Below are 23,954 nucleotides of genomic sequence, written 5' to 3'. Positions count from 1 at the left end.
TCCGGGAAGAGACAAACCCAAATTTACAAGCCTGCCTTAGCGTTGAACAAAAGTACGATTGCCTTAACTCCCTTACGCCGGGGATTCAAGTATGCCTGTGTTTTGCGATTGAGCGTGGAGAAGCTGCACATATTGGTTTTAAAATATCCGGTAGTATTTGTACTGGTTGCTGAATTTTACGGGTCGGCTACGAAAGTCAGCTCGTCCGATACACTGGAAGCTGCGCCGGACTGGCTAGAGCAAACAGACATCAGGAGGCCTTCAGCCGCCTGATGTCTGTTTGCTCATAGATTTTTTCATTGCTCGGCATGTTCATGCTGTTTGTCAGGATTCTGCTATTCCAGACATTTGGGATGCTGTGTTATTCTTGAAAATCTCTAAAGACCATGTCAAATAGTTTCATGCTTACATAGGTGGAATTTCTCAATTTCTTGCCGCAAGGTATTTGCCTGTGCGGCCATTTCTTCACTGGATGCCGAGGTCTCCTCAGCCGTGGCAGCATTGGACTGTACCACAGAAGAAACCTGCGACAAGCCCTGTGTGATTTGTTCAATGGCCTGAGTCTGTTCTTCCGTTGCCAGCTGAATGTTTTGAATTGCCTTTACGATAAGTTCAGACTGATTCGTCGTCTCCTGCAAAGCCACAGCGGTCTGTGTCGACAGAGCCTTGCCATTTTCAATTGTGCTGACAGAATTCTGAATCAAGTCAGAGGTCTGTTTTGCAGCCTCCGCCGATTTAGCGGCCAAATTGCGAACTTCGTCAGCTACTACAGCAAAACCCTTTCCGGCTTCTCCGGCACGAGCTGCTTCAATTGCTGCATTGAGCGCCAAAATATTTGTTTGGAATGCAATGTCTTCAATTGCTTTCGTGATGGAAGATATTTTTTCTGAGGAGGAACTTATCTCGATCATTGCTGCGTTCAAATCCTGCATACGCGCATTGCTGACCTCCATCTTTTCGCTAATCTGATGTGCAAATTTTGTCGTTGTATCTACGCTGTCTAATGCTTTTCCAGCCTGCTCGGAAATATTTGTAACGGAGGCGCTGAGCTGCTCTATGGAAGCAGCTTGTTCTGCGGTGCCTGAAGCGAGTTCTTGGGAGGCACCGGAGATTTGCTCGGAGCTGCTGTTCACCTGATCTGCTGCAATGCTGATGATGGACATGGTTTCGTTTAATCCATCTGCAATCGTTGTCATCGCTGTGTGAATAGCATTAAATTCACCCGGATAATCACATTGGCTGCCAGCAGTTAGGTCTCCCTTCGAAAGCGCATTCAAGAACTGCGTAATATCATAGATTAATTCTCTGAACTTTTGAGCCATGTTGTTGACCTTATCCGCAATTAAACCGACTTCATCATGGCGTGTAATGTCCAATTTAATTCCAAGATCGCCGGAAGACAGCTGCTCTACTGACTTGGCAATTTGCTCGATTGGACGGGTGATGTTTCCGGCAATTTTTAGAACGGCCAAGGTTGCGAGAAGAACAGCCGCGATGCCCAGAATCAGTGAAATGAAAATTGTCAGCGTTACACCCGACATAAATTCGGATGTCAAAGCCGTGACATTCACAGACCATCCATTGGTTCCGGCAATAGGAGCATATGACCCGAACTCTTTGGCTCCTTTCCATGTGTAAAATCCAAATCCTGTCTCACCGCTAATCATTTTAGTTTCCAATTCAGAAACTTCTTTATATAGGGAAGGATTGGATTGTGCATCTTTTATATTATTTTGCTGACTTAGCACCAGTGAAAAATCACTATGCGCAACTTTTGTGCCCAAGTGATTCAAAATATAGGTGCTGCCGGTGTCTCCAATTTTGACAGCGGAAATCATGTCCCCAATTACAGCGTATGGGAATTGGATCACTACAAGTTGTTCATTAACAGGGTATATATATTCAAAAGAGGCATCTTGGCCATTTATGATCGGGTCTGATAAGGTGGCGGTTCCATTTGTAGCCTGTTGAAATACAGAATCATCGTTATATTTTTTGTATTGGATGATAGACAAACCATCCTTGTTGACGATGTCAATAGATAGAAGGCCATATTGCTTACATGCGTCTCGAAGATATTTTGTAACGCTGACCTGTGTTATATCAACACTATCGACATACAAATAAGCCGCTTGTGCTATTACAGCATATTCATTAACCTGCTGAGAAATTTTTTCGGAAACCAATTCCGATGTTGCGGTAAGATTTTTGACCAAAGTCTGCTTTGTGGAGTTGTAAGACAAATAAACCGAGCTAAGAGAGAGCAAAATAATAATGCAAACAATAAAGCACATTGTAAATGTGACTAATTGCCCTTTGATCCCCTTTTGTTTAAGGTTTATTCGTATCTGCTTAACTTTCTTGGCTTTTTGTTCGGTTCCTGTGCCCCTCTGCTTGGGTTTTGTAAATCTTTGGGCTATGAGCTTTTTAATTTTAAGCATCCCAGTCTCTCCTTTTACACAGTATAAATACTACATAGATACTACATCGGCAGAAAATTGAAAAGAATAATACAAAACTTACTAAAAGCTTTGCTGTCTTATTTCGCCATGCCTGCGTTTTTCTTCTAACTTATCACATTGTGGCCCCAATGCGCCATTAAATCAGCGGTTTCCCAGAGAAAATATCGGAGTTATGCTTGCAGCATATTTTTGGCGATGATGAAGATTTATAAAAAGCGGATATAAAAAAGCAGTTCTGTTTTGAACCTCTGCGTACGGATGAGATCTCGAATGGTATCTGCAAAATTCAGGGGTAATAAGTTGAGATACGGAGGAAAGACGGATGCCATGCGGCTTAGACCGCATGGCATCGCAAATTTTCTGAAGCTCCGGCGGAGATGAAAAGAGAGACCGAACTCTTGACCTTACCCATTCAAACCGTACCCTCTCCCGGCTGAGATATGGGTATATTCTTATAAGGGGTCTCCGCGTATTTCTCGCGGTCCCGGTCGATCTGCTTTTGATAGCGGTCGGCCTCGGAGAAGACGCAGCCGCAATACTTCTGCATGTAAAAACCAAGCTCCCGCGCCCGCTGGTTCCCAGTGCGGAAATTAGGGCGAAAGTCCCGGTACAGGAACCTGACCCCATACTGTTTTGCAAACCGCTCCGCCGCCTCGGCAATCTTGTCGTGGTTTTGGTAGACGGAGGCCAACAGGGTGGAGGTGAATGCCCCGTACCCATGCTCGGCGGCAAACTTCGCGGTCTCCTCCACGCGGTGCTCATAGCAGAAGGCGCAGCGGTGGTCGATGTCGTCCGCCACATGGCGGACAAAGTCCCAGAGGCCGTATTCCTCGCGGACGATCAGCTTCATATTGATTGTGGGTGCGTACTCCGCCAGACAATCCCGGCGGGCCTGATATTCCTTCCAGGGATGAATGTTGGGGTTATACCAAAAGGCCGTGGGCTCGATACCCTCTGCCCGCAGGGGCTCGACGCAGGACAGGGAGCAGGGCGCACAGCAGCAGTGCAGTAAAACAGATTCCATAAAGCGTGTCACCTCATGACCAGTATAGCAGACCGCGCAACCCCGCGCAAGGGCTTGATCTCTTGGAAGATAAACGATTTTATGAAGCTATTTTAACACTCACTTAACGCAAGCGGCGATTTTTGCAATTGCATATTCAACTGAAAGAGAGTAAAATCAATCGTGTCTATAGCTTGGAGTGCACGGCACTTTTTGCGCTCCCGGACATTTTTAGGAGGAATATACTCTTGCGTGTTGGATTGGATGTCGGTTCCACCACCATCAAATGCGTGGTGCTGGACGATGATGATAAAATCGTTTACTCTACATATGAGCGCCATTACAGTCATATTTTAGAGAAATCGGAAGAGCTGCTGCGCCGTACGGCGCAGCAGTATGTACCTAGTGGACGGGCATTGTTTGCAATCTCCGGCTCTGCCGGAATGGGCATGGCAGAGGGCGTGTCCGTACCGTTCGTTCAGGAGGTATTTGCCACTCGCGTGGCAGTGAATCGGGTTGCCCCAGGCACCGACGTGGTGATCGAGCTTGGCGGCGAGGATGCCAAGATCCTCTTTCTGACCAACGGCCTGGAGGTTCGCATGAACGGCTCCTGTGCCGGCGGTACCGGGGCGTTCATTGACCAAATGGCGACCCTTTTGAAAATGTCCGCCGACGAGCTGGACGCCGCCGCCCAGCGGGCGGAAAAGACGTACACCATCGCGTCCCGATGCGGCGTGTTTGCCAAGAGCGACGTGCAGCCTCTCATCAATCAAGGCGGACGGTCGGAGGATATTGCCGCCAGCATTTATCAAGCGGTGGTGAATCAAACCATCGCGGGTCTGGCGCAGGGACGGCCCATCAAGGGGAACGTCCTGTATCTGGGCGGGCCGCTGACCTTTTCCCGGTGCCTGCGCAGGAGCTTTGACAAGACGCTGGACGTTGTCGGAAAATGCCCGGAAAACAGTCTGCTGTTCGTTGCTCTGGGCGCGGCGTTTTACTCGGATCAGGAGTTTGACCTGGCGGAGGTTGCCCGGCGGCTTCAGGAACGGGGCGCGTCGGAGACCTACCGCTCCCAGCCCCCGCTATTTGCCGACCAGCGGGAATACGAGGCGTTTCGCGCGCGGCACGCCCGGGCGGCGGTGCCCCGCGTTCCCTTCGGTGCGGACTATGCCGCTCCGGTCCACATCGGCATCGACTCCGGTTCCACCACTGTGAAGGTGGCGGTGATCGACCAGGAGGCTCGGCTGCTGTTCACGGATTACCGTCCGAATCAGGGCAATCCGATTTCCCTGATTCGGGAGGTGATTCAGCGGCTGTATGATGAGCATCCGGCTTTGCAGGTCGCCTCCGTCACCACCACCGGATATGGCGAGGATCTGGCAAAAGCGGCGTTCCACGCGGATTTCGGCGTGGTGGAGACCGTGGCTCACTTTACCGCTGCGCGGCACTTCCTGCCCAACGTCGATTTTATCATTGACATTGGCGGACAGGACATGAAGTGCTTCAAAATCGAGGATGGAGCCATCAGCAACATCTTTTTGAATGAGGCGTGCTCCTCCGGCTGCGGAAGCTTTCTGCAAACCTTCGCGCAGGCCCTTGGTAAGGACGTGAAGGAGTTCGCCCAGCTGGGACTGTTTGCCGCGCGGCCGGTGGATCTGGGGAGCCGGTGTACGGTGTTTATGAACTCCAGTGTAAAGCAGGCCCAGAAGGACGGGGCCACCATCGAGAGCATCTCGGCGGGGCTTTCCATCAGCGTGGTAAAAAACGCCATCTACAAGGTGATTCGCGCCGCTTCTCCGGAAGAACTGGGGCGGAATATCGTGGTTCAAGGCGGCACCTTTTATAATGAAGCGGTTCTGAGGGCCTTTGAAAAGGAAATGGGGGTGGAGGTTATCCGCCCCGACATCGCGGGACTGATGGGCGCTTACGGCGCGGCATTGTATGGAATAGGAAAGGCGGAGCCCGGGCAGCAGAGCATGCTTCTGGACGCGGAGCATCTCCGCTCCTTCACGCAGGAGACGCGCAGCGAAACCTGCGGCCGCTGCGGAAACAACTGCCAGCTCACCGTCAACACCTTTTCCGACGGCTCCACCTTTCTCAGCGGCAACCGCTGCGACCGCCCCGTCACCGGTAAGGCGGACACGGGGGAACGGAATCTCTACGCGTTTAAGCGCAAGCTTCTGCTGAGTTATAAGCCTGTTCCCGGGAAGAGAGGGAGGATCGGGCTGCCTCTGTGCCTGAATAACTATGAGCTACTGCCGTTCTGGCATGCGTTTTTTACCAAGCTTGGCTTTGCGGTGTACCATAGCCCGCTGAGCAGCCGAGACCTGTACCTGAAGGGGCAGGCCACTATTCCCAGCGATACGGCCTGCTTTCCGGCAAAGCTGGTTCATGGTCACATTGAATTTTTATGTAAACTCGACCTGGATGCCATCTTCTATCCCTGTATGACCTATAACATCGACGAAGGCAAGGGGAACAACCACTATAACTGCCCTGTGGTGGCCTATTATCCGGAGGTCATCGCCGGAAACTGCCCAGAGATCCGAGACGTCAAGTTTATCTATGATTACGTCGGTATTCACCGCCCCAAGGACTTTGTACGAAAGATGTTCGTGATTTTGGGCAAACATTTTCCCGGTATCTCCCGCGGGGAGATCCGGCAGGCCGCCGACGCCGCCTATGCCGAGTACGCTCACCACATGTCCCAAGTCCGAAAAGAGGGTGCCCGTGTCATCGATCAGGCCCGGGCGGAGGGACGGCGCATCATCGTTCTGGCGGGACGGCCCTATCACGTGGACCCGGAGGTAAACCACGGTATCGACACGCTGCTGACGCAGTTCGGCGCGGCGGTAGTGACGGAGGATTCTATTTCCGACCGGGTAGAGCGGTTCCCCACCTCTGTGCTGAACCAGTGGACCTATCACTCCCGGCTGTACGCGGCGGCAAAATATTGCACCACGCAGAAGGATATGGACCTTGTCCAGTTGGTGTCCTTCGGATGCGGCGTGGATGCCATCACCACCGACGAGACCCGGGAAATTTTGCAGAGCGGCGGAAAGCTCTATACCCAACTGAAGATCGATGAGATTACAAATTTGGGCGCGGTGCGCATCCGTCTTAGAAGCTTGTTTGCCGCACTGGATGAGCAGGACGAGAAGCGGCGGAAGGAGGACTGAGCCATGGAAATGAATTTTCCCAAATTTACCCCGGAGATGAAGAAAACACACAAAATTCTGATCCCCAGCATGGCACCGGTTCAGTTCCGGATTTTGGAAGCTGCCTTTGAGCAGCAGGGCTACACCTGCGAACTGCTGGGTAACTGCGGCTCACAAGTGGCGGAAAACGGACTTAAGTATGTCCACAACGACACCTGTTATCCCGCGCTGCTGGTGATCGGCCAGTTTCTGGACGCACTGGAGTCGGGGCAATATGATCTGGATCACACCGCCCTCATCATCACTCAGACAGGCGGAGGCTGCCGGGCGTCCAACTATATTCACCTGCTGCGCAAAGCGCTGGAGCGGGCCGGCTTCGGGCAGATACCGGTGGCCAGCCTGAATTTCTCCGGCCTTGAAAAGGACTCCGGCTTTCCCATGACGCTCCTGCTGATGCGCCAGCTGCTGGCGGCTATTTATTACGGAGATCTTTTGGTGACTCTGCGGGCCCAGACCGTCCCCTATGAGCTGCATAGAGGCGACGCGGATGCGAAGCTTGAAAAGTGGCTGGACGTTATCTGCAACCGCATTCGCGCGGGAAAGGGCTACTCCAGCCGTGAGGTGCGTTCCGCCATGCCTGAAATGGCCGCGGACTTCGCCTCAATTCCCGTCCACCGGACGCCGAAGGTGAAGGTGGGCGTGGTGGGGGAGATCTATGTGAAGTACTCTCCTCTAGGCAACAACGAACTGGAGAAGTTTCTGGAATCCCAGGACTGCGAGGTAAACCTGCCGGGGCTGATGGGCTTTGTACAGTACTGTGCCTACAACCCCTCGGAGACTGCGCGGCTGTACGGCGGGAGTTTTTATGAAAAGCATCTGTCGGGTCTGATTTTGAACTATCTGGCCGGGACGGAACGCGTAATGATCGACGCGCTGAAAAAGAACGGCTATCACGCGCCCTTGTCCTTCAAAGAGCTGACGAAGCTGGCTGACGGTGTGATCGGCCACGGGGATAAGATGGGGGAGGGGTGGCTGCTCACCGCCGAGATGATCGAGCTGGTGCGCTCCGGCTATGAGAACATCGTCTGCGCCCAGCCCTTCGGGTGCCTTCCTAACCACATCTGCGGCAAGGGCATGGTGAATAAGATCCGGGAGCTGTATCCCACGTCCAACATTACGCCCATCGACTACGATCCAAGCGCCACCCGTGTCAATCAGGAAAACCGCATCAAGCTGATGCTGGCGGTGGGCCGGGAGCGGTTGGAGAATCCCTCGGACATGGCGGAGCCGGAACGAATGGATCCGGAGCGGGAGGCTGTCGGGGTCTGAGAAATGAAAAAAATATGAAGGCATAACAAAGATACGCCGCCCGCAGCTAACGGGCGGCGTATCTTTGTTTGTAATGCATGTTCTGAAAAGCCCCTCAGATGCACTCGGCTTTTTCCTGCTCCGGCCCCCAGAGGGAGACGCCGCCTCGCTGGACCTTCTTTGCCTGGTACAGCGCTGCGTCGGCCCGGTTCAGAATCGACTGTGAGTCTTCGCTGGAGTCGCAGGCGGTCAGCCCAATGCTGATGCCGGAGGAAATCAGCTTGGCGTCTTCCTCCACCGCGTGGATAAAGTCGGACTGGAGTCGGTGGCAGACGGCAATTGCTTCCTCTAAGCTCTTTTTCTGCATAATGGCGCAAAATTCATCGCCGCCGAAGCGAAAGGGCTGGAACGTGCCATCCTCATAGCACAGCAAAATCCGGCCCAGACACTGCAAATAGTGATCGCCGCGGCTGTGGCCAAGCTGGTCGTTGACATGCTTGAACTGATCGATGTCCATCATAGCGAAAAACCACTGCCCGCAGTTCCGACTCTCCATTTTTCGCAGGGTCTCCTCCAATGCCCGCCGGTTCCCCACGCGGGTGAGGCTGTCGGTGATCGTTTTTTTTCGCAGACGTTGCTGCTCCAGCATGGCATTCACGCTGGAATCAATTCGCTGCCGGTACATCCGCACCAGCAGGATGGAGACAAGGCTGCAAATAGCCAACAAAAAAAGACAGACGAACTGATCTACTGCGGCCTCTCCAGTCAGGCCGGAGGGAGTTACGTCAGGATCCCAGTTAAAAAAAAGGTCGGAGAACAGCTTCCCCACGATACAGACGGCCCCGATGAGCGCAGTCAGATTCACCCGCCCATAGAAAATGGTCAGTATCACCGGTACGATCAGTGCCAGAGACATGGCCGGAAAGATCCGATGCACCGTATAAAGGACCAGCCCCATCCCCGCGGCAGACAGTGAAACCGCCCCGGCGCGCACGGTTTCACTGAGTTTTGCGCTGCGTCGGATAAGAAGGGCAACGGACAGCAGCAGCAGATTAAGGCACAGCGGCGTGAGCATATACCGCCGCATATACTGCGCGGCGGTGGTGACAGGGACATGAAAGGAACCCAACATAAAATATACCAGACACTCCATGACCACGGCCACGAGGATCATGCCGAACATGATCAGAAGATGAATGTTCATCCAGGCGTTGATAATGTCCTTATACTTCATCTGCACGATTTGACTGTTTGTCAATCTTCGCTTAGACATCCTGCGCCCCCCCGCTCTCAAAATATGAGTCTGGTTTATGCCGCAGACATATACAGATTTTAGAATATCAGAAAATACATTGTTTGTCATTAATTTTTTTGGGATTTTCTTGAATTTTCCAATTTGCACAAATCTGGACTGTTCCATTTTACAACAGCTGCTGTTTGACAGAATGGAGCCTGCCGCGCAATGACTGCTCCCCATTTTCCTTGCGTTTTTTTAATGTATATGGTAAAGTGAGGAAGCCGTTGGTTTCCGTCGGGACCGCCCGGCAAATTCGGAGACGGCAGAGGAATTGAGAGACTTGAACAACAAGATCATGTATGAGCAGCTGGGCGTTGGCCGGGCTGTGTATGAATACGGAGAGACGGTGCTGGCCGCTCTTCGGGAACGGTTTTCAGCCATCGACGCCGTTGCGGAGCACAATCAGGGCAAGGTGCTGATGGCCATGCAGAAAAACAGGGTGAACGCCACTCACTTTGCCGCCACCACCGGCTATGGCTACAACGACGAGGGCCGGGATAATCTGGAGCGGGTGTATGCCGACGTATTTCACACCGAGGCGGCTCTGGTCCGCCCGCAGATCACCTGTGGAACCCACGCGCTGACCGTGGCTCTGTCCGCCAATCTCCTACCCGGGGACGAACTTCTTTCACCGTTGGGCGCGCCCTATGACACGCTGGAGGAGGTCATCGGAATCCGGGAGAGCAAGTGCTCTTTAAAGGAGTATGGCGTCACCTATGCGCAGGCTGACCTGAAGAAGGACGGGACTTTTGATTACGCCGCCATCCGCGCCGCCATCACCAGCCGCACAAAGCTCATCACCATCCAGCGCTCCAAAGGATATGCCACCCGTCCCAGCTTTTCGGTGAAGCAGATCGGGGAGCTGATCGCCTTTTGCAAGTCCGTGAAGCCGGACGTGAAATGCATGGTGGACAATTGCTACGGGGAGTTTGTGGAGACGCTGGAACCCTCTGATCTGGGAGCGGACATGGTGGTGGGTAGCCTCATCAAAAATCCAGGCGGCGGTCTTGCACCAATCGGCGGTTACATCTGCGGCACGAGGGAGTGCGTGGAGCGGTGCGCCTACCGGCTCTCCGCCCCGGGCCTTGGACAGGAGGTGGGCGCCAATCTGGGGTTGATGCCCGCGTTTTATCAGGGGCTGTTCCTGTCGCCCACGGTGGTGTCCGGCGCGCTGAAAGGCGCGGTCTTTGCCGCCAATGTCTATGAAAAGCTGGGCTTTGCCTGCGTCCCAAATGCCGCCGAGGATCGCCACGACATCATTCAGGCGGTGACACTGGGGAGCAGAGAGGCCATGGTGGCCTTCTGCAAGGGTATCCAGTCCGCCGCGCCCGTAGACAGCTACGTAAACCCGGAGCCATGGGCTATGCCGGGATACGATTCCGACGTCATTATGGCTGCCGGGGCGTTTGTGCAGGGCAGCTCCATCGAGCTGTCAGCCGACGGACCGATTCGGGAGCCTTACGCTGTGTACTTTCAGGGCGGGTTGACATGGTACCACGCAAAGCTGGGCATTCTCATGAGTCTTCAAAAGCTGGTGGAAGCCGGCATTGTGAAGCTGTAAACATGGCATTATTCAAAACGTATTCCCCGCGGTGTCCGCCTCCGGGTCAAAACCCATGAATATTATTATTTAGGAGCATTGTTTTATGTGGTTTTGGCTTTCAATTATCGCCCTGCTCTGCTGGAGCGGGTCGGACCTCTTTTCCAAAATCGGCTGCCGGGATCAGGATCAGTACGCCCACTTGAAAATGGTCATGGCCGTGGGTCTGGTCATGGGCGTCCACGCGGTCTATGAGATCTTTGTGGGAGGAACGGAGATTTCCGCTTCTATTCTGCTGACGTATCTGCCTGTCTCCGCGCTGTACATTTTATCCATGACGCTTGGGTATGTGGGCCTTCGATATATCGAGCTTTCTATCTCGTCCCCCATCTGCAATTCCTCCGGCGCGTTGGTGGCCGTGCTGATCCTGATTACCAGCGGCATCGGCGGCGTGAACGGCTGGCAGTTGGCCGCCGTGGCGCTGGTGTGCGCGGGTGTGGTGGGTCTCGGCGCTGCGGAGGCCAGCGAGGACAACGGTCTGCGGTCCCTGCGGCAGGAGGCGTCCAATTATAAGTATGCAAAGTCGGCGCTGGCGCTGGTGCTGCCGGTGCTTTACTGTCTGCTGGACGCGCTGGGGACCTTTGCGGATTCACTGGTGCTGCGGACGCTGAATGAGGACTCCGCCAACGCGGCCTATGAGCTGACGTTTTTCTTCTGCGCTGTGGTGTGCTTCATCTATGTGGTGCCGGTAAAAAAGCAACCTCTGATTCCCAGACAGGAAGCGCCCAAGTATGTAGGCGCCCTTTGTGAGACGGCGGGCCAGTTCGCCTATATCTACGCCATCGGTGACGAGGACCACGTGATGATGGCCGCGCCCATCATTTCCGCCTATTGCGTGGCCTCCGTGCTGTGGAGCCGCGTCTTTCTGAAGGAAAAGCTCTCCGGAAAGCACTATGCGGCGGTGGCTGCTGTGCTCTTGGGCATTGTGATTCTGGGCGTGTTCGACGCGTGACGCTCCGCGATGTCCGTCCCCAGATGAAATAAAAAGCGCCCGATTCCGGTGAACTTCCAGAATCGGGCGCTTCTTGCGATTTGGCTCACAGCCGGTCATCCTTAGTTTCAGCAAACCAGAAATTGTACGTCTGACGCCAGATTTTGGCCACGTCCTCCGTGCGGCAGACCATCCGCACCCGTCGGGGCGTGTCATGATCCCGGAGGAAATCCATGATGGCCCGCAGAGAGACCGCGGCGGCCTGAACCGCCGGATAGCCGAAGACCCCTGTGGAGATACAGGGAAAGTCCACGGACCCAATGCCGTTCTCTGCCGCAAGCTGGAGACAGGAGCGATAGCAGGAGGCCAGTTTTTCCGCTTCACCGGATTGTCCGCCCTGCCAGACCGGGCCAGGTGTGTGGAAGACATAGCTTGCCTTCAGCCGGTATCCCTTCGTCAGCCTAGCCTCACCGGTGGGGCAGCCGTGGAGCGTACGGCACTCCGCCAAAAGCTCCGGTCCCGCTGCCCGGTGGATGGCTCCGTCCACGCCACTGCCTCCCAACAGAGATTCGTTGGCAGCGTTGACGATGGCCTCCGCATCCGACTCTGTAATATCGCCCACAACGATGGAAAAACGGTCCATAAACGCGCCTCCTCTTGAAATTTACCATATACCTCCGATGGAGGAAATACAAGCATTTTTTTCGTACACTTTTACTTGTGCTTGCACTGTGATCATGGTAGAATACATACATAAATTTGTTATTTTTTCCCATTATATCAGTGGAGCCAGAAAGGAGGCCTTCCATGCCAAAATTCATTCCAATCTATACCGGAACACTGCGCAGCCACTCGGTGACGCTGCCTCAGTGTATCAGCGAGTGCAGCGGTATCCGCATTTTTGGCCGACGCATCAAATCCCTGGCCTTTTCTACGGATGTTGCCATCATAAAAAACATCAATGCCGACGCCATCATCGCCGTGTATCCCTTCACGCCCCAGCCGGTGATTTCCCAGGCCATTATCAACGTATCGGACGTGCCGGTGTTCGTGGGGGTGGGGGGCGGTATTACTACCGGCGCGCGGGCTATCCGGCTGGCGATTCAGGCGGAGCATCAGGGAGCCTATGGAGTGGTGCTGAATGCGCCCACCACCAACGAGATCATTCGCCAGATCAAGGAAGAGGTGGATATTCCGGTGGTGATCACCGTGGTGTCGGAACATACGGACATCCGGGCACGGATAGATGCCGGGGCCGATTTTCTCAACGTATCCGGCGCGGCCCGGACCCCGGAGATCGTGGCCCATATCCGCCGGCAGTTCCCGGAGGTCCCCATCATCGCCACCGGCGGCCCCTCGGATGAGAGCATCCTCGAGACCATTCGTGCGGGAGCCAACGCCATGACCTACACGCCCCCCAGCAATGGAGAGCTGTTTGCGCAGCTTATGGAGAAGTACCGGGAAACACACTGAGTGTAAGGCGATCCCCCTCAGCCCGAACGGACTGCGGGGGATCGCCTGAAATTATACCCGGGCAAGATATTCCCCGCAGACCCGCCGGGCATCGGCGGCGACTGAATCTTCATCCACGGTGACCAGCCGCCCGTCCCGGACGACGATCCTGCCGTTGACCACCGTCATGTCCACCGGACCCCGGAGGCCCACTGTCGCCAGAACGGAGGCGGGGTCGTACCCGCCGCCCACCAATTCAAGTTTTCGGGAGTCCACCAGGAAGAAGTCCGCGCACTTGCCCACCTCCAGGGAACCGATATCCGTCCGGCCCAGCAGCCGGGCGCTTCCACGGGTGGCCAGCTTTAAAACGCCGTACCCCGACGGTGCGGCGGCGCTGGAGCGCAGCCGGTGGAGAAGATAAGCAACTCGCAGTTCCTCCATCAGGGACGAGCCGTCGTTGCTGGCGGAGCCGTCCACGGCCAGGCCCACGGGAACGCCCAGCTCCAGCATTTCCGGAATACTTGCCACGCCGGAGCTGAGTTTCATGTTGGAGATGGGGCAGTGGGCAACGCCCGTGCCGGTTCGGGCAAGCTCCCGCAGTTCTTCGCCGTTGAAATGGATGCCGTGGGCATACCACACGTCCGGGCCGGTCCAGCCCAGAGACGCCATGTATTCAAGCGGCCGCATATGAAACCTCTCCAGTGTGAAACGCTCCTCGTCCCGCGTCTCCGCCAAATGGGTATGGAGCCGGACGCCGTATTGCCGGGCCAAAACCGCGCTTTGGCGCAGTAGCTCCGGCGAGACGGAAAAGGGCGAGCAGGGAGCCAGCGCCACCTGACACATGGAGCCGAACGCGGAGTCGTGATATGCCTCGATGCACAGGGCGGAGTCCTTTATGATTTCGTCCACTGACTGGACCACGCTGTCAGGCGGCAGCCCACCGTCCTTTTTTGAGAGATCCATGCTGCCACGGGAGGCGTGAAACCGGACGCCTAGCTCCTCTGCCGCGGCAAATTGGACGCCCATCAGGTCGCCTGCCCCGGAGGGGAAGATGTAGTGATGGTCGAATACGGTGGTACAGCCATGCTTCAAAAGCTCACCGCAGCCCGTCAGGGTGCTAAGGCGGACAACTTCGCCGTCCAGCCCCTTCCAGATTTCGTACAGGGCGGTGAGCCAATCGAACAGCTCCAGATTCTGGACCTGAGGCAGGTTTCGGGAAAAGGTCTGGTATAGGTGGTGATGGGTGTTGATAAGACCGGGATAGCACCAGAAGTGCGAACCGTCGATCACTTCGTCGGCGGTCTGGGGCAGCGCTTCCCCAATGGCCCAGATTACGCCGTTATCACAGTAGAGGTCCGCGTTTTTGAGTACCCGGTCTCCGTCGTCGCAGGTCACCACGGCGGACAGATTTTTTATCAGCAGAGAGGGCATCGAACCAGCTCCTTTCAAATTGGGATAGCTTTTTTCCTATTCTAGCAGGTATAGAAAAAAAAACAACTTGAAACCTGATAAAATTTGCTGTAAGCTTAAAGAAAATTTTTAGGGGGAGAAGGGAAGTGTCATATGCTGGATATTTTTGATATTCTGGGTCCCATCATGGTGGGGCCATCGAGTTCCCACACGGCGGGCGCGGTGCGGATCGGCAACATGGCCCGGTCATTGCTTGGCAGTGAGCCGAAGGCGGCGGAGATCGGGCTTCACGGCTCTTTTGCGGAGACCGGCCGCGGTCATGGCACGGACCGGGCGCTGGTGGCGGGGCTGCTTGGTATGAAGCCGGACGATCTGCGAATTCCCCGGAGCTTTGAACTGGCGAAGCAGAAGGGATTTGCGTATTCCTTCCACAATGTGGAGCTGAAGGAGGCCCACCCCAACACGGCGCTGCTGACCATCTCCGACGAGACGGGGCGGACGCTTGAAATGCAGGCCGCGTCCACCGGTGGCGGACGTATCCGAGTGGATAGGCTGGATGGCATTGATGTGAATTTCACCGGCGCGTTTAACACGCTGATTATCCACTCCACCGACGTACCCGGCAAGCTGGCGGAGGTGACCCGGGAGTTGGAGCAGGGGAATTTGAACATTGCAAACATGAATCTCTGCCGGGCCAAGCGGGGCGGCAGTGTGCTGATGGTCATTGAGACCGACCAGAAGGTACCGCCGCTGGTGCGGGCGCTGATCGAGGAACTGAAAGATGTGACCCGTGTCACGTATTACGAGAGGGAGGACACATAATGGCGCTGGATTCCATGCAGGAGATTTTTGACGCGGCGGCGGCGGGTAATAAGCAGTTCTGGGAAGTGGTGCTGGACACCGACATGGAAGAGCGGGAGGTGACGGCGGAGCAGTCCATGGAGAAGATGAGAGCTTCCTGGTGGGCTATGCTGGAGGCGGACGACACTTATCGGGGCGACCGCCGTTCCGCCAGTGGTCTGGTAGGGGGAGACGGCAAAAAGATGCGCTGTTACGCGGCGGAGGGGGCAGCCCTTTCCGGCGAGTATCTGACGGAGGTTATCGCCGCGGCGCTGTGTACCGGCGAGTCCAATGCCTGTATGCGCAAAATTGTGGCGGCACCCACGGCGGGGGCCTGCGGAGTTCTGCCTGCGGTGCTGATCCCGTTGTATCACCGGGGAGATTTTGACGAGGATGCCATTGTCCGCGGGTTGTATGTGGCGGCGGGCATCGGCGCTGTGGTGGGCTACAGGGCTTGTATCGCCGGAGCCTCCGGCGGGTGTCAGGCAGAAATCGGCACCGCCTCCGCTATGGCTGCGGGGACGTTGACGGCCATGCGGGGGGGCACCTGCGCCCAAATCGGCCACGCGGTGGCGATGGCATTGAAAAATCTGATGGGCCTTGTCTGCGACCCGGTGGCGGGATTGGTGGAGGTTCCCTGCGTGAAGCGAAACGTGATCGGCGCGGTGAACGCCGTCAGCTGCGCAGACATGGCCATCGCGGGAATCGAGAGCCGTATCCCTGTAGACCAGGTGATTGACTGCATGGGCGCGGTGGGGCGGCGGATGCCGGCGGAGTTCCGAGAGACTGCTCTGGGCGGTCTTGCGGATACTCCCTTTGGCCGGGAGGTCAAAGAGAGAATGTGGGAAAAAGCATAAAACGAGTAAAGAATCTTTGAAGATGGCCTCAACGCTGTAATTATGGATAATGACCGCCCCTAAAATTTTAGGGGCGGCGCAGGTTAAGGAGTCCGATTGGTGGCGGAAGTGTCATCCCTTTGATTGTTTGTAAAGTGTTCACCGATTAAGGTAAGATCGCCCAGAGAGCAAATATCAATGCCGGATTGGTTGATATAGTTTTGGACTGCACCCGGAAGGGATTTAAAATACGCTTCCATTTTCGGATCTTCATATTTCATTTTATCACCCCAGTTTAGTATGCGGGGAAAAGGGTAAACCATGCAAAAAATTATACGATCAATATGTTATCACAACAGCAAAGCACTATATTATCTAATTTGAGCAGGGAAGAGAGGCCCCAAAAAAGAACAGGGGCTACCCTTTCAAGTGAAGGTATAGCTCCCGTTTTTATTTCTATTTATTTTTTTTATTGGTTATCTTAGACAATGGATTTGCCCTTGCTGCAACGCGGAGCGCCTCATTATCAATATGGGTGTAGATTTCAGTGGTATTCAGATGCTCGTGGCCCAAAACCTCCTGAACGGCTTTCACGTCAACACCGTTTTGCAGCATCAACGTGGCTGCGGTATGACGGAGCTTGTGAGCGGAGTATTCCGCCGCGTCCAGTCCAGCTTCTCCCAGATGCTTTTTCACCAGTGCGTGGACACCGGAGCGGCTGATACGCTTGTTCTGCTCCGACAGGAACATGGCATTGCAATCCCGGCCCACAATGGGCCGACGCACCGCCAAATACTGCCGCAGGGCATCCTTGCAGGCATCGTTCAAATAGACGATGCGGACTTTGTTGCCCTTGCCTAGAATCCGGAGGGCCTCGTCCTGGATGTCATTTAAATTCAGCCCCACAAGCTCTGAGATCCGCAGGCCGCAGTTTAAGAACAGTGTCAAAATACAGTAGTCCCGCTCGCGGTTTTTTCCATCCACAGACCCTAAAAGCTGAATGCTTTGATCCAAAGTCAGGTATTTTGGCAATGATTTCATCGTTTTTGGGGAGTCGATGTCCTTGACGGGATTTTCGGAGAGCAAATGAACTTTGTTGGTCAAATAGTTATAAAAAGAGCGAAAAGTTGCAATTTTTCGCGCTCTTGACGCGGAATTCAGTCCGTAATCCGATGCAGAACTATTCTGATGCTGGACGCGGTCGCGGCTAAGATAGGTCATGTAACCGTAAATATCTGTAAGTGTCACAGTTTTAACAAAGTTAAGATCCACATCCAAAATAGAGATTTCGTCCAGTCGCTTGTCCTTCAGCGATGGGTCCCGAATCTGCTTCATGTAGCGAAAAAAGTTTCGCAGATCCAGAAAATACTCGTCCACGGTCCGCCTGGAATGGGCTTTGATGGTTTCATGGTACGCTAGAAAGTCCCGCAAAACCGGCGGCGCTTCGGTACGGTAATCATTCAAAAAATCACCCTCAATTTTTGCAATTTTATTTAGAGATCGCCAACGAAAAAATTTCAGCCGCTGGAGCGGTCTGAGATTGATGAAGTCTTCATAGATAACCGCTCAAATCGCTGGAAACCGGTTCAACCCGCCGCAGCGTTGAGGACCAGACGGCGGAGCAGAGAAAAAGCGGCTGCCGCGAACAGACATATGCGGCAGCAATCCGCCCAACAGAAGCATTGGTGTTGCTGCAACCGGTTTGGCAAGCGGAATTGCTAAAAAAGCGTTCAAAAGCATTTGCTCCTACCCTTCTTTGAACAAAATTTTTATTTTGTTCAAAGAGCTGCCTTTTTAAAGCGTTTCCCCGAAACGGTTCCCGCCTACTCAGAGCAACACAGTTTTTTCATAGGACATAAACTCAGCCGTTCCGGCACATCCTACTGCGAAAGGTCAAACCGCCCGCAGATATACAAAATTTAAGGAAACGGACTGATTTTTATGGGCCTCATTCCATGTACCTCTCCCTGCATGTACCAGAAAGACGGACTGTGTAATCTGGACTGCGCGGCGGCGGCAGGTGTACCGCCCACCGGTGGCGGTTGCGTACACTTCATCCCTGTTTGCGCATCACGGAGCGCAGGGCCTCCCCAATATTCCGCACCGGAATTAACTCCAGCCCCGCCGGCGCATGGATCGTCTGAGAGCGGCGCTCCGGGATCAGGCATCGCTTAAAGCCAAGCCGCTGCACCTCGTTTACCCGCTGGCTCAGCTGGCTTACGCTGCGCACTTCCCCCGTCAGACCCACCTCCCCGATGGCTACCAGGTCGCCGGGAATCGGCTGGTCAAGATAGCTGGATGCCAGCGCCACGGCGGCGGCCAGATCGGCGGCAGGCTCGTCCAGCCACAGCCCTCCGATAATGTTCAGATATGTGTCGCAAGTGGAGAGTTTCAGCCCGCCCCGCTTTTCCAGCACTGCGATCAGCATGGCCGCCCGGTTGTAGTCAAAGCCGTTGCTGGTGCGGCGGGGCGTACCGTAGCCGCTGGGGGCGATCAGCGCCTGTATCTCCGCCAGCACGGGCCGCACTCCCTCCATCACACAGGTGACACAGGTCCCCGGCGCGTCAGCCGGACGGCCCGCCAGTAGCATTTCGGAGGGATTTTCCACCTCGTGCAGCCCGGCGTCCTCCATCTCAAAAACCCCGATCTCGTTTGTGGCGCCGAAGCGGTTTTTTGCCGCCCGCAGGATGCGATAGGAGCTGTGCTGGTCCCCCTCGAAGTACAGCACGCAATCGACCATGTGCTCAAGGACCTTCGGCCCGGCGATAGACCCCTCCTTGTTCACATGCCCGATGACGAAAACGGTGATCTCCTGCCCCTTGGCCAGCTGCATCAGCGCCATGGTGCAGTCCTTCACCTGCCCCACGCTCCCGGCGGGAGATTCCAGCGCGTCGTTGTAAAGGGTCTGGATAGAGTCAATGATGAGGATGTCCGGCTGCTCTTCCGCCACGGTCTCCAAAACATCCCCCAGACAGGTCTCGGAGATCACGAACAACTGTCCGCTCTCCACATTCAGTCGCTTTGCCCGGAGCTTCAGCTGGTGTTCCGATTCCTCGCCGGATACATACAGAACCTTGGAAAATTCACACAGCTTACTGCATATTTGCAGCATCAGCGTAGATTTTCCAATACCGGGTGCTCCGCCCACCAGCACCAGAGACCCCTTGACGGCGCCGCCGCCCAGAACCCGGTCCAACTCCCCCATGCCGGTGGGAAAGCGAATCTCCGACGCGGTTTCTAAATCCGTCACAGGCCGGGCGCGGCGTGAATTTCCAACGGCGGGGACCACAGAGGCCGCCGCCTTTCCAATCCCCCTGGACTTTTTCGGTGCGGCCTCCGCCGGTCGTTCCACCACCGTGTTCCACGCGCCGCAGGCGGGGCACTTCCCCGCCCACTTGGGCGTCTCATTCCCGCACTCTGTGCAGTAAAACACTGTTTTTTCCTTCATTTATGGCGCTTCCTCCGCAGAAAAATATCCGGCAGCCACCGCTGCCGCCAGCCGCAGTTGATACCCCGGCTCCTTCAGGTGAGCTGTTTCTCCCTCGTTGGAGAGGAACCCGCACTCCACAATAATGGCCGGGGTCATTACGTTTTTGGTGAGATAGATGGAATCCGAAATGCGCTTGGGCGTTTTCCCGTTTTCGGTATTCACGCTATTGTTCAGCCGCTCTTGCATGGACAAGGCAATGGCGGACGCGGGTTCCACACCGTTATAGAACACCTGTGCGCCATGAGTCCGCGGCGAACCGGGCAGCGTGTTTTGGTGGATGCTGACGAGGACTGCATTCTCCAAGCCGTTCACCAACGCCACCCTGTTTTTAAGATCGGACACCTTCTTCTGGTGAAGCGTCTCTGCCCCATCGGAATAGATGGACACATCTTCGGTCCGGGTCATCACCGTGACCTGCCCTAATAATCGAAGAAGCGTATTCAGCCGCAGGGCAATCTGCAAATTCAGACCGCTTTCCACCGTGCCATCCGCCGCCACAGCGCCGCCGTCTTCCCCGCCGTGGCCGGGGTCCACCACCACGACACGGCTCGGCTCCGTACCGGTCAGAGACGAGAATGCGGCAATGCCCACCCTTCCCTGCCATAAGATCAATGCCATCCCCGCCACTGCCGCCAGCAGCAGCGCGGAAAAGCCCAGATGGGTCTTGCGCATCAGAACAACCATGGCCATCACCTCCCGTGAAGGATATGACAGACAGCTTTTCCAATATGTCCGCGCAAGACGGTGCTATATTTGCCGCTTTACGTTATTATAACACCGTTTTGTTCAGTCCCGCAAGATGTACCTGCTCATATTCTCCGGCATACAATGGTATGAGCGCGCGATGTTGCGCGCTACCTATGCAAAGGAAGGAGTCTATTTGCAGATGGAGAAACCCGAAATGAATTCCTGCGGACAGAACGCCGGGAGTCTTCCCGGTCAATGTGCTCCGCTCGCGTTTCCCTATGTCCCCATGCAGGAGCAGAACCCACCTCGCTATGAAAATCCAGTGGCGCTTCAGACCGGTACTCTGTTTCCAGGACTGAACCTGCCCTTTAAAGCGGCAATGACCGATAAACTGAAGACCCCCAATACCGCGATGGCGGAGTTGATGGCACTGGATTTTGCCATTGACGAGTTAGGGCTTTATCTCACGACTCACCCGAAGGACCAGGAGGTTCTGAATCTCTACTGGTCCTATATTAAGCTTTCTCAGGAAGGTCGGAAGAGGTACCAGAAGATGTACGGTCCCTTGCTTCAAACCGATATCACGGAAGATGACGGCTATATCTGGTTGAACGACCCATGGCCCTGGGATGAAGGAGGGAACAGCTGATGTTTGTCTATGAAAAAAAGCTGCAATATCCCGTCAGTATTAAAAACACGAACCCGAAGCTGGCGTCGCTCATCATCAGTCAGTACGGTGGACCGCACGGAGAGCTGGGCGCGTCGCTGCGGTATCTGAGCCAGCGATACTCCATGCCCTACCCCGAACTGAAGGGGCTGCTGACCGACATCGGTGTATCCGCATAGATCCGGCCTATGATCCCCTATGCTGTCAGATTAAAAGTGCTTCCAAATAAAAATGTCCACCACCGTTATCGGTGGTGGACATGAAATATTTTTGAACGGATTGACAAGGATGAGTTATGCACCTTTATAGCCCAGTGTCTTTGCATCTTCCAAAGAAAGTACTCCAGCAGCAACTTTTTCCCCCAGCAGCTTTTGAATCTTTTCGGCTCTGCTCAACCGCGGCTTGCCAAGTTCTGCCCTTTGCGCTTTCAAAGCTTCAATGGATCTCTCATGCCATTGAATTTTCTGATCAATGAGTTCTCTCCGCGCCTCAATCGTCTTATTGGGAGCGCGCTTTTTTGTAACCTGTACTTCTTCTTCCATCATAAATAACCTCCTTAGTTTTTAATTAGCTATATTATACAAAGCATTCCTAATATGTCAACAGCCATATCATTAGAAATGTAAGTATTTTTCTTAATTATATACACAATCTATAGACGATTTATGTCAAAACCTGTAATCGTGGTTTTATATGTTTCTGATCTTCCGCTCGTTTTATACGTCACTATAAAACTACATGGGATTCCAACCATATAAATTTCAACGCGCTTGTCCTGATAAACAACAATCTTAGATGTTGTAGAATTTAAGACGCAGCTGCCTTCTTTGAAAGCAAAGTCTAAAATCGAGGATATCTTTTCAGAAATACGGTTGATTTTTTCAATCCCCTGCTGCTTGGTTTGAATCTTTGATTCCATACAATCCAAATGGCCTTTTAAAGCATTTAATTTAGCATCAAGTTCTGAATTTTTAAAGATGAACTCTGTTTTGTTGATCAGCCCATCCAATAAACTGTCCATCAGTTTACTTTTGCGAGATTCAATCTGAGTAATTTGCAATGCGGTCGTGTCTGTTGGGGCTGGTGCATGTTCAATTCCAAAGGCTTCAATTTCTGCTAATAACTCCTGCTTAATTTGCTCTTTGTTTGAAACCAAAAACTCCAGAATGTATCTCATGATACTGAGCAAAGTTTTCTCGTTTACAGAGCAATTATTTTTGCATTCAGCCGACTTGAAAGCGGCCGCTTTGGTATGATTGAAGCATCTCCATGATACATGGGTCGTTCCGTCTTTCAACGGTTTCCGTTTACTTACAAAGCGCTCCCCGCAAACCCCGCACCATATCTTCCCGCTGCACCAGTAACGATTGGAGTGTTTTGACTTCTGTTCTTTCGTGAGTGCCCGGCGTTTTAACTCAGCTTGTGTTGCATCCCATAGTTCCCTGCTGATAATTGCTATTTCAGGATGATGATTTTTGATATAAACCGTATCTTCATTTCCATGATTATAACGCTTTTTATGGTCAAGAAAGTTTTTCGTCCAGGTTTTCTTTTGGCACAGATCCCCTACATACTTTTCATTGCGCAGAACCCGCAAAATTATCGTAGTTGACCAGTCATTTTCATAATGAATCCTTCCGTCCGGATTCATGGGCTTTATGCCCGCCTCTTTTAATTCTCGGGCAATCACATAGCTGCCTTTGCCTTCAATTGTATATTTATGAAAGATCTGCCGGACTGTCTCCGCTCCCACCGGCTCTAATTCTAACCGTCCATTTCTTACAGTATACCCCAACATATCCCGGCCAAACACAATACCCTGCTCCATGCGCCGCTTTTGTCCCCATTTGACACGTTCAGAGGTCTTTCTGCTTTCCTCTTGTGCCAAAGCTGCCATGATTGTTAAGCGAAGCTCCGCGTCCGGCTGGCTGGTATCTATGCCATCCAGCATAAATATCACTATGACTCCATGTTCCTTCAGTTTTCTTATATAAGCAATGGAGTCCAGCGTGTTTCTGGCAAAACGCGAAACCTCTTTTGTCAAAATGACATCGATTCTGCCTGATAAGGCGTCTAGTATCATCTGATTGAACTGTTGCCGTTTTTGAGTGCTGGTTCCCGTAATACCTTCATCGGCATAGACATTGACCAGATTCCAGCCTTCCTGGCGTGTAATCCAGTCGTTGAAGTAATTCACCTGGCTTTCAAAGCTGTTTGCCTGATCGTCACGATCTGTTGAAACTCGGGCATACGCTGCTACACGCAGCGGCTTACTAGGTTCATTCTCCAACATGAACTTACCCTCCTTCCACAAAGGGCAGCCGGGTACGAGCTATAAGCCGGTCGGCCTGATCTTCTGGCAGCAGTCCATCTTGACAAAGTTCTTGATAAATTCCAGATTTGATGGCTGCAATTAACCGTTGTTGCTCAAAATATGATAAACTGAAATCCAATCCCATCTGCATCACATCCAGTAGTCCAGATGTATGCGGAGGTTATCAAATCTATAACTGTAGAGCTTTTATTCCATGATTGAAACTGTTTTTAAAACATTTTTTTATATCCCATTTATACTTTTGAAGCAGTTAGAATGGATTTATATAAAAATGCTTACGATCCAATAGGATGATGAGCATTTTTATTAAATCCTTTAAACAGTAGGTTGATATATTTGAAAATTTGTCATACACTTAATATTATTGCATAGGAAAAAGGTTCTTGAAGTGGCTATGACAGGCCCGAGCTCCAGGAGCCGCCATTTATTGCAATAGTCTCAGCAATGAGGCGAATCTTATTTAGCACGAGTGCATACC

21 protein-coding genes and 1 pseudogene are annotated in these 23,954 nt (G+C 53.4%); 9 read left to right on the top strand and 13 right to left on the bottom strand.

Features of this window, described 5'->3' with window-relative positions; genetic code table 11:
* Positions 1 to 389: 389 nt before the first annotated feature.
* Positions 390 to 2,441 carry a methyl-accepting chemotaxis protein gene (locus ABWQ15_RS13795; protein WP_353909358.1) on the bottom strand — a complete coding sequence of 684 codons (2,052 nt, stop codon included), beginning with the start codon at positions 2,439 to 2,441 and terminating at the stop codon, positions 390 to 392.
* Positions 2,442 to 2,874: 433 nt separating this feature from the next.
* Entirely contained in the window at positions 2,875 to 3,486 is a 612-nt protein-coding gene (locus tag ABWQ15_RS13790) for an epoxyqueuosine reductase QueH (protein ID WP_353909357.1), read from the bottom strand.
* A gap of 227 nt (positions 3,487 to 3,713) precedes the next feature.
* Here ABWQ15_RS13790 and ABWQ15_RS13785 point away from each other — a divergent pair, with 227 nt between their 5' ends.
* Both ABWQ15_RS13785 and ABWQ15_RS13780 read left to right on the top strand, forming a co-directional pair.
* Positions 3,714 to 6,644, top strand: a complete 2,931-nt coding sequence (locus tag ABWQ15_RS13785) for an acyl-CoA dehydratase activase (RefSeq protein ID WP_353909356.1) — start codon at positions 3,714 to 3,716, stop codon at positions 6,642 to 6,644.
* Between the two features lie 3 nt (positions 6,645 to 6,647).
* Positions 6,648 to 7,952: a 2-hydroxyglutaryl-CoA dehydratase gene (locus ABWQ15_RS13780; RefSeq protein WP_353909355.1), complete on the top strand. Its 1,305-nt coding sequence runs from the start codon at positions 6,648 to 6,650 to the stop codon at positions 7,950 to 7,952.
* Between the two features lie 94 nt (positions 7,953 to 8,046).
* Here the strand turns inward: ABWQ15_RS13780 and ABWQ15_RS13775 are convergent, their stop codons facing one another.
* A complete protein-coding gene (locus tag ABWQ15_RS13775) occupies positions 8,047 to 9,204 on the bottom strand; it encodes a GGDEF domain-containing protein (protein ID WP_353909354.1) in 1,158 nt (385 codons plus the stop codon).
* 319 nt (positions 9,205 to 9,523) lie between these two features.
* On the opposite strand from ABWQ15_RS13775, the gene ABWQ15_RS13770 reads away from it, so the two are divergent.
* Entirely contained in the window at positions 9,524 to 10,789 is a 1,266-nt protein-coding gene (locus ABWQ15_RS13770) for a methionine gamma-lyase family protein (RefSeq protein ID WP_353909376.1), read from the top strand.
* Positions 10,790 to 10,874: 85 nt separating this feature from the next.
* Entirely contained in the window at positions 10,875 to 11,780 is a 906-nt protein-coding gene (locus ABWQ15_RS13765) for an EamA family transporter (RefSeq protein WP_353909353.1), read from the top strand.
* An 85-nt stretch (positions 11,781 to 11,865) separates the two neighbouring features.
* On the opposite strand, the gene ABWQ15_RS13760 is transcribed toward ABWQ15_RS13765, so the two are convergent.
* Positions 11,866 to 12,402 (bottom strand): macro domain-containing protein, encoded by a 537-nt coding sequence (locus ABWQ15_RS13760; protein ID WP_353909352.1) that lies wholly within the window; start codon positions 12,400 to 12,402, stop codon positions 11,866 to 11,868.
* Between the two features lie 164 nt (positions 12,403 to 12,566).
* On the opposite strand from ABWQ15_RS13760, the gene ABWQ15_RS13755 reads away from it, so the two are divergent.
* Entirely contained in the window at positions 12,567 to 13,232 is a 666-nt protein-coding gene (locus ABWQ15_RS13755) for a beta/alpha barrel domain-containing protein (protein ID WP_353909351.1), read from the top strand.
* Positions 13,233 to 13,283: 51 nt separating this feature from the next.
* Here the strand turns inward: ABWQ15_RS13755 and ABWQ15_RS13750 are convergent, their stop codons facing one another.
* Entirely contained in the window at positions 13,284 to 14,642 is a 1,359-nt protein-coding gene (locus tag ABWQ15_RS13750; protein WP_353909350.1) for an 8-oxoguanine deaminase, read from the bottom strand.
* A 132-nt stretch (positions 14,643 to 14,774) separates the two neighbouring features.
* Between ABWQ15_RS13750 and sdaAB the strand changes: the two genes are divergently transcribed.
* Entirely contained in the window at positions 14,775 to 15,443 is a 669-nt protein-coding gene (sdaAB, locus tag ABWQ15_RS13745) for an L-serine ammonia-lyase, iron-sulfur-dependent subunit beta (RefSeq protein ID WP_353909349.1), read from the top strand.
* Positions 15,443 to 16,318 carry an L-serine ammonia-lyase, iron-sulfur-dependent, subunit alpha gene (gene sdaAA / locus ABWQ15_RS13740; protein WP_353909348.1) on the top strand — a complete coding sequence of 292 codons (876 nt, stop codon included), beginning with the start codon at positions 15,443 to 15,445 and terminating at the stop codon, positions 16,316 to 16,318. The genes sdaAB and sdaAA overlap by 1 nt, the downstream gene beginning before the upstream one ends.
* Before the next feature lie 83 nt (positions 16,319 to 16,401).
* Here the strand turns inward: sdaAA and ABWQ15_RS13735 are convergent, their stop codons facing one another.
* The 5 genes from ABWQ15_RS13735 to ABWQ15_RS13715 form a co-directional block, all read right to left on the bottom strand.
* Positions 16,402 to 16,578 (bottom strand): hypothetical protein, encoded by a 177-nt coding sequence (locus ABWQ15_RS13735; protein ID WP_353909347.1) that lies wholly within the window; start codon positions 16,576 to 16,578, stop codon positions 16,402 to 16,404.
* Between the two features lie 175 nt (positions 16,579 to 16,753).
* A complete protein-coding gene (locus ABWQ15_RS13730) occupies positions 16,754 to 17,761 on the bottom strand; it encodes a tyrosine recombinase XerC (RefSeq protein WP_353909346.1) in 1,008 nt (335 codons plus the stop codon).
* A 102-nt stretch (positions 17,762 to 17,863) separates the two neighbouring features.
* Positions 17,864 to 18,031 (bottom strand): hypothetical protein, encoded by a 168-nt coding sequence (locus ABWQ15_RS13725; protein WP_353909345.1) that lies wholly within the window; start codon positions 18,029 to 18,031, stop codon positions 17,864 to 17,866.
* 319 nt (positions 18,032 to 18,350) lie between these two features.
* On the bottom strand, positions 18,351 to 19,745 hold the full coding sequence (gene radA / locus ABWQ15_RS13720) for a DNA repair protein RadA (RefSeq protein WP_353909344.1): 1,395 nt from the start codon (positions 19,743 to 19,745) through the stop codon (positions 18,351 to 18,353).
* On the bottom strand, positions 19,746 to 20,471 hold the full coding sequence (locus tag ABWQ15_RS13715; protein WP_353909343.1) for an N-acetylmuramoyl-L-alanine amidase: 726 nt from the start codon (positions 20,469 to 20,471) through the stop codon (positions 19,746 to 19,748).
* A 202-nt stretch (positions 20,472 to 20,673) separates the two neighbouring features.
* On the opposite strand from ABWQ15_RS13715, the gene ABWQ15_RS13710 reads away from it, so the two are divergent.
* Positions 20,674 to 21,123: a spore coat protein CotJB gene (locus ABWQ15_RS13710; RefSeq protein ID WP_353909342.1), complete on the top strand. Its 450-nt coding sequence runs from the start codon at positions 20,674 to 20,676 to the stop codon at positions 21,121 to 21,123.
* Positions 21,123 to 21,308 (top strand): annotated as a pseudogene (locus tag ABWQ15_RS13705) (manganese catalase family protein); the annotation flags it as partial. The gene ABWQ15_RS13710 and the pseudogene ABWQ15_RS13705, both read left to right, overlap by 1 nt.
* Positions 21,309 to 21,434: 126 nt before the next feature.
* Here the strand turns inward: ABWQ15_RS13705 and ABWQ15_RS13700 are convergent.
* The 3 genes from ABWQ15_RS13700 to ABWQ15_RS13690 form a co-directional block, all read right to left on the bottom strand.
* Entirely contained in the window at positions 21,435 to 21,686 is a 252-nt protein-coding gene (locus ABWQ15_RS13700) for a hypothetical protein (protein WP_353909341.1), read from the bottom strand.
* A gap of 107 nt (positions 21,687 to 21,793) precedes the next feature.
* Complete coding sequence (locus tag ABWQ15_RS13695) at positions 21,794 to 23,434, bottom strand: recombinase family protein (RefSeq protein WP_353909340.1); 1,641 nt, start codon at positions 23,432 to 23,434, stop codon at positions 21,794 to 21,796.
* 4 nt (positions 23,435 to 23,438) lie between these two features.
* Positions 23,439 to 23,600 carry a hypothetical protein gene (locus ABWQ15_RS13690; RefSeq protein ID WP_353909339.1) on the bottom strand — a complete coding sequence of 54 codons (162 nt, stop codon included), beginning with the start codon at positions 23,598 to 23,600 and terminating at the stop codon, positions 23,439 to 23,441.
* Positions 23,601 to 23,954: the final 354 nt, after the last annotated feature.

The organism is Oscillibacter sp., from assembly GCF_040505565.1.
In the GTDB taxonomy this organism is placed as follows: Bacteria; Bacillota; Clostridia; order Oscillospirales; family Oscillospiraceae; genus Oscillibacter.
Note: the sequence above shows the minus strand (reverse complement) of the source record. Positions and strands in the feature narration are given on the sequence as shown.

Excerpts from the sequence above, each read along its gene's own strand:
- sdaAB (WP_353909349.1), top strand. The coding sequence starts at position 14,775 with ATGCTGGATATTTTTGATATTCTGGGTCCCATCATGGTGGGGCCATCG.
- ABWQ15_RS13750 (WP_353909350.1), bottom strand. The coding sequence starts at position 14,642 with ATGCCCTCTCTGCTGATAAAAAATCTGTCCGCCGTGGTGACCTGCGAC.
- ABWQ15_RS13690 (WP_353909339.1), bottom strand. The coding sequence starts at position 23,600 with ATGGGATTGGATTTCAGTTTATCATATTTTGAGCAACAACGGTTAATT.
- radA (WP_353909344.1), bottom strand. The coding sequence starts at position 19,745 with ATGAAGGAAAAAACAGTGTTTTACTGCACAGAGTGCGGGAATGAGACG.
- ABWQ15_RS13780 (WP_353909355.1), top strand. The coding sequence starts at position 6,648 with ATGGAAATGAATTTTCCCAAATTTACCCCGGAGATGAAGAAAACACAC.
- ABWQ15_RS13755 (WP_353909351.1), top strand. The coding sequence starts at position 12,567 with ATGCCAAAATTCATTCCAATCTATACCGGAACACTGCGCAGCCACTCG.
- ABWQ15_RS13710 (WP_353909342.1), top strand. The coding sequence starts at position 20,674 with ATGGAGAAACCCGAAATGAATTCCTGCGGACAGAACGCCGGGAGTCTT.
- ABWQ15_RS13765 (WP_353909353.1), top strand. The coding sequence starts at position 10,875 with ATGTGGTTTTGGCTTTCAATTATCGCCCTGCTCTGCTGGAGCGGGTCG.
- ABWQ15_RS13715 (WP_353909343.1), bottom strand. The coding sequence starts at position 20,471 with ATGGTTGTTCTGATGCGCAAGACCCATCTGGGCTTTTCCGCGCTGCTG.
- ABWQ15_RS13735 (WP_353909347.1), bottom strand. The coding sequence starts at position 16,578 with ATGAAATATGAAGATCCGAAAATGGAAGCGTATTTTAAATCCCTTCCG.
- ABWQ15_RS13770 (WP_353909376.1), top strand. The coding sequence starts at position 9,524 with ATGTATGAGCAGCTGGGCGTTGGCCGGGCTGTGTATGAATACGGAGAG.
- ABWQ15_RS13695 (WP_353909340.1), bottom strand. The coding sequence starts at position 23,434 with ATGTTGGAGAATGAACCTAGTAAGCCGCTGCGTGTAGCAGCGTATGCC.
- sdaAA (WP_353909348.1), top strand. The coding sequence starts at position 15,443 with ATGGCGCTGGATTCCATGCAGGAGATTTTTGACGCGGCGGCGGCGGGT.
- ABWQ15_RS13790 (WP_353909357.1), bottom strand. The coding sequence starts at position 3,486 with ATGGAATCTGTTTTACTGCACTGCTGCTGTGCGCCCTGCTCCCTGTCC.
- ABWQ15_RS13795 (WP_353909358.1), bottom strand. The coding sequence starts at position 2,441 with ATGCTTAAAATTAAAAAGCTCATAGCCCAAAGATTTACAAAACCCAAG.
- ABWQ15_RS13775 (WP_353909354.1), bottom strand. The coding sequence starts at position 9,204 with ATGTCTAAGCGAAGATTGACAAACAGTCAAATCGTGCAGATGAAGTAT.
- ABWQ15_RS13700 (WP_353909341.1), bottom strand. The coding sequence starts at position 21,686 with ATGATGGAAGAAGAAGTACAGGTTACAAAAAAGCGCGCTCCCAATAAG.
- ABWQ15_RS13760 (WP_353909352.1), bottom strand. The coding sequence starts at position 12,402 with ATGGACCGTTTTTCCATCGTTGTGGGCGATATTACAGAGTCGGATGCG.